We start from the raw sequence: 11777 nt of genomic DNA on the forward strand, positions 1-11777 counted from the left end.
ATGCAGCAGCACAAGCGGTGGGCGGGATTCATCATGGGCGCCATTCTGGTCATCCTGTCCACGGGCCTGTGGGCGCCCGCCGTCCAGGCACAAGCCTGGCCCGCGTTGCGCGCCTCTTCCGATGAAAGCCAGGTGCTGGCAGCCTTCAAGAAAGGGCCCTATGGCAACATGGCCAAGGGCCGCGTCGCGCGCCAGACCGTGGTGCCCGGCATCTATGCGATCGTCGATCCGGCCGGAAAATACGCGCCCCTCTTCACCGACGCCAAGATCACGAAGATGAAGAACGGCGGCAGCGGCTGGCTTGACGTCGCCAGCGGCAATCCCTTGCCTGCCGCGCAAGTGCAGGCCTTGCGGCGCGACATGGCGTCGCGCATCGACACCGGCCGCGCCATCCCCTATCAATACGGCCAGGGCGGCAAGGGCGCCATCCTGGTCACGGCCTACGACTGCCCGTATTGCCGCAAGCTGGAGCAGGAGCTGGATGCCAGCGCGGTGAACGCCAAGGTCTACGTCTTCCCGACCTCGCTGCAGCACAACAAGCCCGGCCCCATGGCGCTGGCCCGGGATATCTGGTGCAGCGCCGATGCCGCCACGGCCTGGAAAGCGGCCATCCTGCGCAAGGAAGCGCCCGCGAAGGCCGCGTCGTCGTGCACCAAGGATGCGCGCGACACCAGCTGGTTGATGACGCTGTTCGACATCAAGGGCGTGCCTGCGCGGATTCTTCCCGACGGCAGGGTGGGGATGTTCAAGGTGGGTGAGCTGTAGGCTGCAAAACCGTGTCGCGCCCGGCTGGCGCTTGTTCGCTGAAACGGCCGCTTGTTGGGCTGCCGCCCGGCAAGCGGTTCGTCATTTGAGCGACGCCAGCATCTCCCGGCGCAAGATCGCGTTGATCCGCGTCTGATATCCCTTGCCTTGCGATCGAAGCCAGGCCAACACATCGGAATCGATCCGCACGGTAGTCGACGTCTTGGTGGGCTTGTAGAACTGGCCTCGGACCGCGTGCCGCCAGAAATCCTCTCCCAACGGCCCTTGATCGCTGTAGTCGGGATCAGCGTCGCCCCGGGTTCTCAAGGCTGCCAGTTCAGCCCGCTGCTTGGCGGTCAGAGGGGGAGGATTCCCCAAATCCAAGTCACGCGTGACGGTTTTCTTCCTCATAACGTTGCCTTTCCTTCCGGTCTGCTGGACGCGCCGAAATCAGCCGGATGATTTCGGCTTGCGCAGGTTTCGGGCCGCCTTGCCGGCATCCCATTCAAACCTTAGGACCATACAAAAACGTTACTACAAAATTGTTCATTCAGGCGGCGCCGGTTCCGGGATGCATCTCCCTCGCCCGCCACTATCGCTCGCTGTGTAGACTCCCCGCCGATGAACCGTGCTGCTTTTGTCCTGCCCCTTGCCCTCCTTTTCTCTCCCCTCTCCCACGCCGACGCCCTGGTCACCCGCGCCAAGGACGTAGGCCATCGCGATTTCCAGCGTGCCAAGCAGGTCATGCCCCGTGTCTATGGCACGTCGGGCAAGGACTTCTATTGCGGCTGCCCCTATGCGAACAAGAAAGTCGACCTGCAAGCCTGCGGCTACAAGGTCCGCAAGGACGCGAACCGCGCCGGCCGCATCGAGTGGGAACACATCGTGCCGGCCTGGGCCATCGGCCATCAACGGCAGTGCTGGCAGGACGGCGGCCGCAAGCAATGCAGCAAGCAGGACGCGCTGTTCCGCAAGGCCGAAGGCGATCTCCACAACCTGGTGCCGGCGGTGGGCGAAGTGAACAACGACCGCGGCAACTTCCGCTACACGGTGTGGGAGCGCGAGCCGGCCATGTATGGCCAGTGCCAGATGGTGGTGGATTTCAAGGGCCGCCGCGCCCAGCCGCCGCAGCATGCGCGTGGCGCCATCGCGCGCTCGACCTTCTACATGGTCGAGACCTATCGCCTGAACATGAGCGCCCAGGAGCGCAAGCTGTACTGCGTCTGGGCCAGGACCTATCCCGTCAGCGACTGGGAACGCCAGCGCGACCGTCGCATCAAGGCCGTGCAGGGCAACAGCAACCGCTATGTGAGCGACGCGTCGGCCATTGCGCGGTTCTGCCGCTGACCCACCGTCTCCGCGCAAGCACGCACACGCTGGGCAGCGTTCGCGCAACATCGTTACCGCCCCTGCGCCAAGGGACTCTCCCCTGCCCGCGCCCGCCGCCGCGGCGCAGCATTTGCTTGCACAAGTTTTCCAAATCGTCACCTCCCGTCAATAGAATCGCAGCGCTGTAAGCACTTGATTCAACGCCCGGCGGCCGGCGCCGCCTGGGCCCTACCGGGAGGATTGCCCCATGGACATGGGAAGGAAATGCATTGCCGAATGTCTTGGCACGTTCTGGCTGGTGTTGGGCGGTTGCGGCAGCGCCGTGCTGGCCGCCCACGTGGCGGATGCCGCGGGGTACCCCTTCGGCATCGGGTATGCGGGCGTGGCGCTGGCTTTCGGCCTGACGGTGCTGACGGGTGCGTATGCCCTCGGGCACATCTCGGGCGGGCACTTCAACCCGGCCGTCAGCCTGGGCCTGTGGGCCGGCGGACGCTTCCCGTCCAGTGGATTGCTGCCCTATATCGTGGCGCAGGTGCTCGGCGGCCTGCTCGCGGCACTGGTGCTGTACGGCGTGGCCAGCGGCAAGGCCGGCTTCGCCATCGATCCGGGCGCCGCGGGCGCCTTCGCGTCCAACGGCTACGGCGCATTTTCGCCGGGCGGCTACACGCTGGGCGCGGCGTTCCTGGCCGAGGTCGTGCTGACCGCGGTATTCCTGCTGGTCATCATGGGCGCCACGCACAGGAATGCCGCGGCCGGCTTCGCGCCGATCGCGATCGGCCTGGCCCTGACGCTGATCCACCTGATCAGCATCCCGGTGACCAATACGTCGGTGAACCCGGCGCGCTCGACGGCGGTGGCGGTCTTCGCGGGTGAGAACGCGCTGGGCCAGTTGTGGCTGTTCTGGGTCGCCCCCTTGTTGGGCGGCGTGCTGGGCGGCGTCGTTTACCGGCTGCTCAACCGCAACGACTAGCTGGCGAGCTTCTCCAGGCGGGCGCGCAGCCGGGCCTGCGCCCCCTCGCGCGCCGCCTCCAGCGAAAAATGCAGGCTCTGGTGCCGGCGCTCCAGGACCTGCCACGGCGCCCCTGCGCCGGGCCGGTACCAGGCCGTGCAGAGATAGACGCCGGAGTCGGACTCCGACGGCGCGGGCGTGACGTCCAGGCAGACCTGCCAGCCACGGTGCGTGAAGTCGGGAGCGCTGTCGGGACGGGGCGGCTTGGACATCTGCGTCAGGTCAAGGGGTGGGGCGGAACCCCGATGCTACACTGCGGCGCAGTGCCAAACCGTGGCCTTGCGGCCGCGCCACTCCTTCCCTTCGTCGCCATGCGCTTGAGTCTTCCGGTACGGCGCAACACGTGCTGGCTGGTCCTTCTTGCCTTTCTGTACGCGACGCTGGTGCCCTCGCTGGTGCTGGCGGGCGGCGTGTCGCCCGAAGCCCGCAAGGTCTGGGTGGAACTGTGCGGCCCCACGGGCCACGAAATGGTCCAGCTGGAACTGGACACCGGCGGCGAACAGGGCGATGGCCTGGTGTCGCTGTCCAGCACCGCGCAGTGCCTGCTGTGCCTGCACCCCGCGACGCCCCCAGACACCACCCTGCCCCGCCCGGTCGCCACACGCGCGGCCTCGGCAATGCCGCTGGCCGCCGCGCGCGAGACACCCGCGCCGCGTGGCGCCCCCGCCTGGCAACGCGCCCCCGCACGCGCGCCGCCCCTGAACGCCTGAATGCCTGCGCCTTGGCGCCGTTCGTCCTGACACAGGACGCACGCGCCTTTCCGACAGATCCCGCAGGCCTGGCCACGCCCTTTTCCTCCTGAGCTTTTCGCCGCACGAACGCGGCGCGAAGGGCATGCGCCTGGCTTTGCCATCATTCAGGACCTTCCATGTCCCTGCACGCTTGTGCGGCCCCGCGCCGCGCCCGCGTCGGGCAACGCGCCGCGATGGCGCCGCTTGCCCTCGCCCCTTTCGCCCTGGCCCTGGCGACCCTGCCCGCCCAGGCCCAGCAAGCCCCCACGCTGGCGCCCATCGTCGTGACCAGCGATGCCGTCGGCACCCTGGACGCGCCCGCCGCCGCCGGCACGAACCTGGGGCTGACGCCACGCGAAACGCCGGCCAGCCTCGACATCCTGACGCGCGACGCGCTGGAAGCGCGTGGCGACGCCAGCGTGACCGACGCCATCACGCGCACCGGCGGCATCAGCGCCTCGCCGCATCCGGGCAACGGCTTCAGCGAACTGTCCACGCGCGGCTTCATGGGCTCGGCGTCGGTCATGCGGCTGTACGACGGCACGCGCCAATACGGTGGCGTGGGCGTGACATTTCCCTTCGACACCTGGTCGGTGGAGCGCATCGAAGTGCTGCGCGGCCCCGCCTCGGTGATCTACGGCGACGGCGCCATTGGCGGCGTGGTGAACGTGGTGCCCAGGAAGCCCACGCGCGGCCCCATCCGCAATGAAGTGCAAGCCACCGTCGGCACCGATGACACCGCCCGGCTGGGCCTGGGCAGTGGCGGCGCGATCAGCGACACGCTGTCGTACCGGCTGGACCTGAGCGGCGACCGCAGCGACGGCTGGGTGGACCGCGGCGACAGCAAGAACGCGACGTTCTCGGGCGCCTTGCAGTGGGAGGCCACGCCCGACCTGAGCCTGAAGTTCAGCCACAGCACGGGCTACCAGCGGCCGATGGCTTATTTCGGGGTGCCCTTGGTGGAAGGCCGCCAGCTCGAGGCTTTGCGCGAGAAGAACTACGACGTCCGCGACACCTTCATCCGCTTTCGTGACCAGTGGACGGAACTGGCCGCGACCTGGACGCGCACCGACGCCACGACGGTGCGCGCCAAGCTGTACCGCATCGACAGCAAGCGGGACTGGCGCAACTCCGATACCTACACCTACAACCCCGCGACCGCGATGGTGGACCGTGGCCGCGACACCCAGATCCGCCACGACCAGGCGCAGACCGGCCTCACCGCGGACGCGGCATTCCAAGGCAGGCTGGCGGGCATGGCCAACCAGGTGTCCGTGGGCTTCGACATCAATCGCAGCCGCTTCAAGCACACCAACAACACCTATACGGGCAACTCCGGCCCGGTGGATCTCTACCACCCGGATCCTGGCTACTACGACAGCGACGTGCCCTTCCTGCCGCGCTACCGCAACGAGGTCGAGCAGTTCTCGCTCTTCGCCGAAGACCGCCTGGCCTTGACCGATGCCTGGTCCGTCATCGGCGGGCTGCGCTATGACCACGCGCGCCTGACGCGCCAGGACCTGATCGCGAATGCGCGCAGCGCGGATCGCAGCTATTCCGACATCGGCTGGCGGCTTGGCACGGTCTACGCGCTGAGCCCCGAGCTGTCGGTGTATGCACAGTATTCCGAGGCCGCCGATCCGGTGGGCGGACTGCTGATGATCAGCCCCGCCAACAGCGTCTTCGAGATGTCCAGGGGCAGGCAGGTGGAGGTCGGCCTGAAACAGTCGTTCTGGCGGCAGCGCGGCGAATGGACGCTGGCCGCGTATCACATCCGCAAGGACAACCTGCTGGCACGCGACCCGAACGATCCCAGCCTGCGGGTGCAGGTGGGCGAGCAGTCGTCGCGCGGCCTGGAAGCCTCGCTGGCGCTGGCGTTCGCGCCAGGCTGGAAGCTGGAAGCCAACGCCACCGTGCTGCGCGCGCAATACGACGACTTCACGGAGAGCGCCGGGGGCGTGGCGGTGTCGCGCAAGGGCAATGTGCCCACCAACGTGCCCGAACGCCTGGCCAATGTGTGGCTGAGCTGGAACTTCCAGCCCGGCTGGACGGCGATGGGCGGCGTGCGCTACGTGGGCAAGCGCTATGCCGACAACGCCAACACGCTGGAGCTGCCTGCGTATGCCACGACGGACCTGGCGCTGCGCTGGGACATGACGGCCGACACCACGCTGACCGCGCGCGGCTACAACGTGTTCGACCGGGCGTACTTCACGACCGCCTATTACTCGGGCACGCAGTGGCTGTACGGGCCGGGGCGGCGGTTCGCGTTGACGCTGAACCATCGCTTCTGAGGCCGGCATGGGTGCACGCACGAAACGGCTGGTCTTCCTGGTCCATCGCTGGACGGGGATCGCCGGCTGCCTGCTGATGGCGCTGTGGTTCGTGAGCGGCATGGTGATGCTGTTCGTGGGCTATCCCAAGCTCACGCCCGCCGAAAGGCTGGCGCCCCTGCCCGCGCTGGCGGCGGACTGTTGCCTGGCCGCGCCGCCCGCGCTGGCCGAGGCGGCCCGCGCGCCAGGCGCCGTCCTGGCCTTGACGACGCTGCGTGGCGAACCGCACTACGTGGTTCGGGGCGCGCCGGGCCTGCCCGCGCGGGCGGCCCGTACAGGCGACGCGCCGCCCGCGCTCACGCCCGCCGCCGCCGTGGCAGCGGCACGCGCTTTCGCCCCCGGCATGACGGCGCACTATGCGGGCGAGCTTCAGGAAGACCGCTGGACGCACGCACGCGGCCTGAACGCGCATCGGCCGCTGCATCGCGTGGACCTGGCGGGCGATGCGCCCACCACGCTGTACGTCTCGTCCGTCACGGGCGAGGTGGTGATGGACGCGCCGCGCTGGCAACAGCGCTGGAACTACGCGGGCGCCTGGCTGCACTGGCTGTACCTGTTCCGGATGCAGTCGGTCGACCCGGTGTGGTCGTGGCTGGTGATCGGGCTGTCGGCGCTTTGCACCGTCAGCGCGTTGGCTGGCATGCTCGTGGGCATCTGGCGCTGGCGCTTCCGGGGCCGCTACAAATCAGGCTCGCGCTCGCCTTACCGCGAGGGCTGGATGCACTGGCATCACGTCGTGGGACTCGTCTTCGGCGTGTTCGTGTGCACGTGGATATTCAGCGGGCTGATGTCGATGAACCCGCTGGGCATGTTCGGCCCCACGCATGGACGGCCTGACGTCGCCGCGTATCAGGGCGCGGGACAATCGCCCCCCGATGCGCTGGCGCCCGCGGCGGTGCTGGGCACGCTTCAGGCCTCGGGTTTCCAGGCCGTCGAACTGCAATGGCGCTGGCTGGACGGCACGCCGTATGTGCTGGCACAGGATGCACGGACGGGCACCCGCCTGGTCCGCGCATCCGCGTCCGGCCTGCGGGTCTTCCAGCATTGGGACGCGCAGACCGTGCTGGACGCCGCGCGGCGGCTGTTCGCGGAGCCAGTCACCACGCACGCCGTGCTGACGGACCACGACGCCTATTACTACGCACGCCACGCCGAAGCGATGAACGGAGGCCTGGTGCGCGGGCTGCCCGCCTTGCGCATGGACTTCGCCGACCCGGACCACACGCGCGTCTATGTCGACCTGCAAACGGGCGAGATCGCCACGAGCCTGGCCGCGTCGCAGCGCGCCAGCCGCTGGCTGTTCTACTTCCTGCACAGCTGGGACACGCCGCAACTGCTGGCCTGGTCCACCACGCGCGATGGCGTCATCCTGCTGCTCAGCCTGGGCGGCATCGTGGTGTCGGTCAGCGGCGTGGTGATTGGATGGCGGCGGCTGCGCAAGCAGGCGCATTGACCCCTGCGCGCACGGCGCGACTCAATGCAAGGCGCCGTGCAGGTCGAGGGCGGCGGCCAGTATCGGCTTGGCCCAGCGCGGTACATCCGCCAGGGCGGCATGCTGCGCGATGCGCCCCCGCACGCAATGCAGCAGCAGCACCGGCTCGGGCCGCAAGCCCGCCTTGGGATCGGCCTGCCGGCTGTTGTCATAGACACGCAGGCTGGCCAGCCACGGCAGCAGGCGGATGAGGTTGGCGCGGCTGCTTTCGTAGCGCGCACGGATCTTGTCTTCGGGAATGTCGTGGCCGCCTGACAGCACGCGTTCGCGCACCCGTTGCAGATGCAGTTCCGGCGAGGCCAGCCCCGCATACCAGACGTGGATCTGCGCCCCCTCGCGCGCGCCGGCCATCAGCATGTTGGGCAAGGTGTTGGCGCCCAGCGTGGTCTCGAAGGCGAAGTTGCCGCCTTCACGCAGCGCCCGCTCCAGGCCCTTGCGGCCCAGCTCCCAGGCGTGGGCATTGGCCGCGCCGACATCCAGGCCGGCATTGGCATCCCGCAAGTCGCGGGCGGCGAGATCGGGGTTGAAATAGGGCACGTGCTGGCTGGCCAGCGCGGCGCCGCCGATGCTGCTCTTGCCCGCGCCGTTCACGCCGGCCAGCACAAAGATGCGTGCCGGCACTTACTTCACCGCATGCACGGCGGCCTGGCCCAGTTGCGCGGGACTCAACGCGAAGGCGTCTTCCATGGCGCGGGCCGCGACGTCGCCCTGCATGGCAGCGTAGAGATCGTCGAAGCGTTGGGTCAGGGCATCCAGGTTGGGCGCCGCCGCCTGCTCCAGTTCGAGATAGCGGTCGACCGACAGCAGCACCATGCTGGGCTGGTCATGCCGCGTGACCACCACCGCGCCGTGCGTCATGACGGTGTTCGTGACCTGCTGCATGGCCCCCACCATCTTCGAGGCGGAAACACTGGGCAGGGTCTGGGTCAGGTGACGCTTGTCCTTGGGGGACGACATCAGGGGATTGGCCATGAGGGGCTCTCACACATCAGGAGTTTTGGCCATTTTACCCAAATTGGGTAAATTATGGAAAACCTGACCTGGGGGTCAGCCTCGCGCCGCCGTGACGGGCCCGGCCTGCACGCGGTCACGCAGCAGGTCCAGCACCACACCGTGGAAATCGTGCAGCGTGCGATCGGCCCAGAACTTGCCATAGCCGTTCACCCGCGTGCTGATGCGGTACGTGGTCGACAAGGACAATTCGGTGCTGCCGTCGGGCAGCGCGCGCAGGTCATAGCGGCCGCGCAGCACGTCGAAATAACGGTCGCCGATGACCACGTGCGGGTCGAGCTTCTTCAGGGTGTCGCGCGCGGGCGAAACATCCACGTCGTAGGCCAGCAGTCGGCCAGGCTCCCAGGCGGTGACGTGCTCGCGGAAGCGCACGTTGTCTTCCCAATAAAGGTCGCGCACCGCGCCCACGCCCTGCCCGGTCATGAGCGCCGCGCGCGGGCGCGGCAGGCCGATGGCATGCGAGAAGCTGGGCTGCAGTTCGCTGTCGCGGATGTCGGGCACCTGCACCAGCGTGGCCCAGACCGCGCCGGGCGCGGCGGCGATGACGATGCGGTCGGACACCGTGATGTGCTCGACCTGCGTGGGCACCACCATCGGTTCCAGCGGCCCCAACAGGATGGGCAGCACCAGCACCGACGCCAGCGTGGCGCGCTGCGCCGCGCGCTGGCGCCAGCGCGTGAGCAGCCAGCCGGCCAGGACGCCGCCCAGGGAGGCGGCGGGAAACAGCACCGGCGCCAGCATGACGAGGCAGATGAGGGTTTCGACGGCGACGATGACGAGCCCGAGGAAGACGATCAGCACCGACACCCAGGGCGCCAGGATGCGATAGCCCCAGCGGGCCTGGCGTGCGGGCGGGCTCAGGCAGACGGTGGCCGCGCCCATGAAGAAGGGCAGGCCGAACAGGCCCATGCCCGACACGAATTCGCGCTTGAGCGGCGTGAAGCCTGCGAGGACCGCGTACAGCCCCAAGGAGACGAGCGCGCCCAGCAATACACCGCCCAGGGCGGCCAGGAACGCCCGCTGCGCGGGCCGCTGCCAATAGCGGACGGGAACCTCGGCGGGGGGCGTATCTGGGGACATGGCAGGCGGCGGCTGTAGGGTGGCGCAACCTTAGCACGGCGCTTGCAGGCACGCCTCTCCTAAATCCGGTACGCTTCTGGATTGACTATCAAGGAGCCCGCCATGGCAACCGCATCCGCCCGCCACATCCTGGTTTCGACCGAAGCCAAGTGCAACGAACTGAAGGCCGCCATCGAAAACGGCGCCGACTTCGGCCAGGTTGCACGCGAAAACTCGAGCTGCCCCTCCAGCCGCGACGGCGGCAACCTGGGCACCTTCGGCCGCGGCCAGATGGTCCGCGAATTCGACGAAGTCGTCTTCAGCGCCCCCGTGAACGTCGTGCAGGGTCCGGTGAAGACCCAGTTCGGCTACCACCTGCTGGAAGTGACCAGCCGCAAGGACTGATCGCTGCCTTGCGCAGGAAAGAGAAGCCCGGCATTGCTTGCCGGGCTTTTTTTCGTCCTTGCGCGACGCCCAGCCAGCCAGGGTGCAGCCTATCGTTACTGCACGGCCACGCCCATTTGGGTAGGATGGAACGCCCGTGCACGGCACCACGCCATGCACGGCAACAGTGTCCCGCCTCTTGCGGGACACGCCCGGGAGCCGCGCGCGTTGCGGCTCGCCTCACCTGACGAAGGAGCGGAACATGGGTAGCTTTGCCAAGCAGACACAGGCGCACGTGCGCGAGGACGATGTGGTCTTCACGCTGGAAACCGGCGGCGTGCCGCGCCAATTCGAGATTTCCGGCGACGTGCTGCGCCAGCGTTATGGCGCGGCGGACGGCTCGGGCAGCGAGCTGCTCAAGGCCTTCGAGACGGCGCGCTCGGACATCGAGGATGTCGCGAAGCAGGCAAAGTGGGTGCCCACGGACGGCCCGATCGACCTGGGTGAAGGAGATTTCGCGGGCCGCTGACACCGGGCTGGCCGGTACCGCCTGATCGTACGGCGCCACGCCAATTGCGGCACTGCGCCGTGCGTGCGCGGCCGAAGCTCGTTACGATACCGTCACGGCCCCGGCCGCGGCGCTGCCTGCCGGCCGCGTCCCTCATACGGAGACAAAGAATGAGCCAAGCGAAGGCGCGCGTCGTGATACTCGACCGCGACACCCTGCCCCCGCAGATCACGGTGCGCACGCCGAACTTCCCCCACGATCTCGACAGCCACGGCCAGACGAAGCCGGACGAGGTCGCCGCCCGCATCAAGGACGCCGACGTGGTGATCCTGAACAAGGTGAAGCTGACGCGCGAAGCGATTGCCGCCGCGCCCAGGCTGCGCGTGGTGGCGGTGGCCGCCACCGGCACCGACGTGGTGGATGTTGCCGCCTGCAAGGAACGCGGCATCGTGGTGACGAACATCCGCGGCTACGCCACCCACACGGTCCCGGAGCACACCTTCGCGCTGATACTGGCCCTGCGGCGCAGCCTGCTGGCCTATCGCGACTCGGTCGCCCGCGGCCGCTGGCAGGAAAGCGGCCAGTTCTGCTATTTCGACTACCCCATCCATGATCTCGCCAACTCGACGCTGGGCATCATCGGCGACGGCGCGCTGGGCCGCTCGGTGGCCAAGCTGGGCGAGGCCTTCGGCATGAAGGTGCTGTTCGCCGCGCACAAGGGCTCGACCGGCATGGGCCCGCTGTACACGCCCTTCGAGGAAGTGCTGCGCCAGAGCGACGTGATCACGCTGCACGCCCCGCTGCTGCCCACGACCCGCAACATGATCGCCGCCCCCGAGTTCGCGCAGATGAAGCGCCATGCGCTGCTGATCAACACCGCGCGCGGCGGCCTGGTGGACGAGGCCGCGCTGGCCGACGCGCTGCGCGCAGGCACCATCGCCGGCGCGGGCTTCGACGTGACGATCGAGGAGCCGCCCGCGCAGGATCACCCCTTCATGGCGCTGCAGTCGCTGCCCAACTTCATCCTGACGCCGCACGTGGCCTGGGCCAGCCAGGAGGCCATCCAGGGCCTGGCCGACCAGCTGATCGACAACGTGGAAGCCGCCTGGCGCGGCGAACCGCGCAACGTCGTGGAGCCGCCTGCCAAGCGCTGAACGTCAATCCGCAAAAAAGAAAC

General features: G+C 68.4%; 14 protein-coding genes. 9 read left to right on the forward strand and 5 right to left on the reverse strand.

Features of this window, described 5'->3' with window-relative positions; all coding sequences use genetic code 11:
* Window positions 1-765 (forward strand): thioredoxin fold domain-containing protein, encoded by a 765-nt coding sequence (locus tag ODI_RS19760; RefSeq protein WP_067754149.1) that lies wholly within the window; start codon window positions 1-3, stop codon window positions 763-765.
* Between the two features lie 81 nt (window positions 766-846).
* On the opposite strand, the gene ODI_RS19765 is transcribed toward ODI_RS19760, so the two are convergent.
* The gene (locus ODI_RS19765; RefSeq protein WP_067754146.1) at window positions 847-1155 is read right to left on the reverse strand and encodes a BrnA antitoxin family protein; all 309 of its coding nucleotides are present in this window, start codon (window positions 1153-1155) and stop codon (window positions 847-849) included.
* Window positions 1156-1365: 210 nt separating this feature from the next.
* Between ODI_RS19765 and ODI_RS19770 the strand changes: the two genes are divergently transcribed.
* Together ODI_RS19770 and aqpZ are read left to right on the forward strand one after the other, a co-directional pair.
* Window positions 1366-2091, forward strand: coding sequence for an endonuclease (locus ODI_RS19770; RefSeq protein ID WP_067754143.1), 726 nt, complete (start codon window positions 1366-1368; stop codon window positions 2089-2091).
* 229 nt (window positions 2092-2320) lie between these two features.
* Window positions 2321-3043: an aquaporin Z gene (gene aqpZ / locus ODI_RS19775; protein ID WP_231968103.1), complete on the forward strand. Its 723-nt coding sequence runs from the start codon at window positions 2321-2323 to the stop codon at window positions 3041-3043.
* On the opposite strand, the gene ODI_RS22380 is transcribed toward aqpZ, so the two are convergent.
* The gene (locus ODI_RS22380; protein ID WP_067754139.1) at window positions 3040-3294 is read right to left on the reverse strand and encodes a hypothetical protein; all 255 of its coding nucleotides are present in this window, start codon (window positions 3292-3294) and stop codon (window positions 3040-3042) included. The two genes, aqpZ and ODI_RS22380, sit on opposite strands and share 4 nt — an antisense overlap.
* A gap of 99 nt (window positions 3295-3393) precedes the next feature.
* Between ODI_RS22380 and ODI_RS22385 the strand changes: the two genes are divergently transcribed.
* The 3 genes from ODI_RS22385 (at window position 3394) to ODI_RS19790 (ending at window position 7599) form a co-directional block, all read left to right on the forward strand.
* Entirely contained in the window at window positions 3394-3792 is a 399-nt protein-coding gene (locus tag ODI_RS22385) for a DUF2946 family protein (RefSeq protein WP_074046797.1), read from the forward strand.
* A 215-nt stretch (window positions 3793-4007) separates the two neighbouring features.
* Window positions 4008-6107 (forward strand): TonB-dependent receptor, encoded by a 2100-nt coding sequence (locus ODI_RS19785; protein WP_067754134.1) that lies wholly within the window; start codon window positions 4008-4010, stop codon window positions 6105-6107.
* A gap of 7 nt (window positions 6108-6114) precedes the next feature.
* Complete coding sequence (locus ODI_RS19790) at window positions 6115-7599, forward strand: PepSY domain-containing protein (RefSeq protein WP_067754131.1); 1485 nt, start codon at window positions 6115-6117, stop codon at window positions 7597-7599.
* 21 nt (window positions 7600-7620) lie between these two features.
* Here the strand turns inward: ODI_RS19790 and ODI_RS19795 are convergent, their stop codons facing one another.
* The 3 genes from ODI_RS19795 to ODI_RS19805 all read right to left on the reverse strand — a co-directional run bounded on the left by ODI_RS19795 (window position 7621) and on the right by ODI_RS19805 (window position 9729).
* Entirely contained in the window at window positions 7621-8259 is a 639-nt protein-coding gene (locus ODI_RS19795) for a zeta toxin family protein (protein WP_197707115.1), read from the reverse strand.
* Window positions 8260-8610, reverse strand: coding sequence for a hypothetical protein (locus ODI_RS19800; RefSeq protein WP_067754128.1), 351 nt, complete (start codon window positions 8608-8610; stop codon window positions 8260-8262).
* 75 nt (window positions 8611-8685) lie between these two features.
* A complete protein-coding gene (locus tag ODI_RS19805) occupies window positions 8686-9729 on the reverse strand; it encodes an SRPBCC family protein (protein ID WP_067754125.1) in 1044 nt (347 codons plus the stop codon).
* A 102-nt stretch (window positions 9730-9831) separates the two neighbouring features.
* Here ODI_RS19805 and ODI_RS19810 point away from each other — a divergent pair, with 102 nt between their 5' ends.
* The 3 genes from ODI_RS19810 to ODI_RS19820 all read left to right on the forward strand — a co-directional run bounded on the left by ODI_RS19810 (window position 9832) and on the right by ODI_RS19820 (window position 11754).
* On the forward strand, window positions 9832-10113 hold the full coding sequence (locus tag ODI_RS19810; RefSeq protein ID WP_067754121.1) for a peptidylprolyl isomerase: 282 nt from the start codon (window positions 9832-9834) through the stop codon (window positions 10111-10113).
* 241 nt (window positions 10114-10354) lie between these two features.
* On the forward strand, window positions 10355-10621 hold the full coding sequence (locus ODI_RS19815) for a DUF1488 family protein (protein ID WP_067754118.1): 267 nt from the start codon (window positions 10355-10357) through the stop codon (window positions 10619-10621).
* 149 nt (window positions 10622-10770) lie between these two features.
* A complete protein-coding gene (locus tag ODI_RS19820; protein WP_067754116.1) occupies window positions 10771-11754 on the forward strand; it encodes a D-2-hydroxyacid dehydrogenase in 984 nt (327 codons plus the stop codon).
* The last annotated feature ends 23 nt before the right edge of the window (window positions 11755-11777 follow it).

The sequence above is a fragment of the Orrella dioscoreae genome (assembly GCF_900089455.2).
Taxonomy (GTDB): Bacteria; Pseudomonadota; Gammaproteobacteria; order Burkholderiales; family Burkholderiaceae_B; genus Orrella; species Orrella dioscoreae.

What these genes read in the sequence shown, in the direction of transcription:
- ODI_RS19760 (WP_067754149.1), top strand. Translation starts at nt 1, where the DNA reads ATGCAGCAGCACAAGCGGTGGGCGGGATTCATCATGGGCGCCATTCTG.
- ODI_RS19765 (WP_067754146.1), bottom strand. Translation starts at nt 1,155, where the DNA reads ATGAGGAAGAAAACCGTCACGCGTGACTTGGATTTGGGGAATCCTCCC.
- ODI_RS19770 (WP_067754143.1), top strand. Translation starts at nt 1,366, where the DNA reads ATGAACCGTGCTGCTTTTGTCCTGCCCCTTGCCCTCCTTTTCTCTCCC.
- aqpZ (WP_231968103.1), top strand. Translation starts at nt 2,321, where the DNA reads ATGGACATGGGAAGGAAATGCATTGCCGAATGTCTTGGCACGTTCTGG.
- ODI_RS22380 (WP_067754139.1), bottom strand. Translation starts at nt 3,294, where the DNA reads ATGTCCAAGCCGCCCCGTCCCGACAGCGCTCCCGACTTCACGCACCGT.
- ODI_RS22385 (WP_074046797.1), top strand. Translation starts at nt 3,394, where the DNA reads ATGCGCTTGAGTCTTCCGGTACGGCGCAACACGTGCTGGCTGGTCCTT.
- ODI_RS19785 (WP_067754134.1), top strand. Translation starts at nt 4,008, where the DNA reads ATGGCGCCGCTTGCCCTCGCCCCTTTCGCCCTGGCCCTGGCGACCCTG.
- ODI_RS19790 (WP_067754131.1), top strand. Translation starts at nt 6,115, where the DNA reads ATGGGTGCACGCACGAAACGGCTGGTCTTCCTGGTCCATCGCTGGACG.
- ODI_RS19800 (WP_067754128.1), bottom strand. Translation starts at nt 8,610, where the DNA reads ATGGCCAATCCCCTGATGTCGTCCCCCAAGGACAAGCGTCACCTGACC.
- ODI_RS19805 (WP_067754125.1), bottom strand. Translation starts at nt 9,729, where the DNA reads ATGTCCCCAGATACGCCCCCCGCCGAGGTTCCCGTCCGCTATTGGCAG.
- ODI_RS19810 (WP_067754121.1), top strand. Translation starts at nt 9,832, where the DNA reads ATGGCAACCGCATCCGCCCGCCACATCCTGGTTTCGACCGAAGCCAAG.
- ODI_RS19815 (WP_067754118.1), top strand. Translation starts at nt 10,355, where the DNA reads ATGGGTAGCTTTGCCAAGCAGACACAGGCGCACGTGCGCGAGGACGAT.
- ODI_RS19820 (WP_067754116.1), top strand. Translation starts at nt 10,771, where the DNA reads ATGAGCCAAGCGAAGGCGCGCGTCGTGATACTCGACCGCGACACCCTG.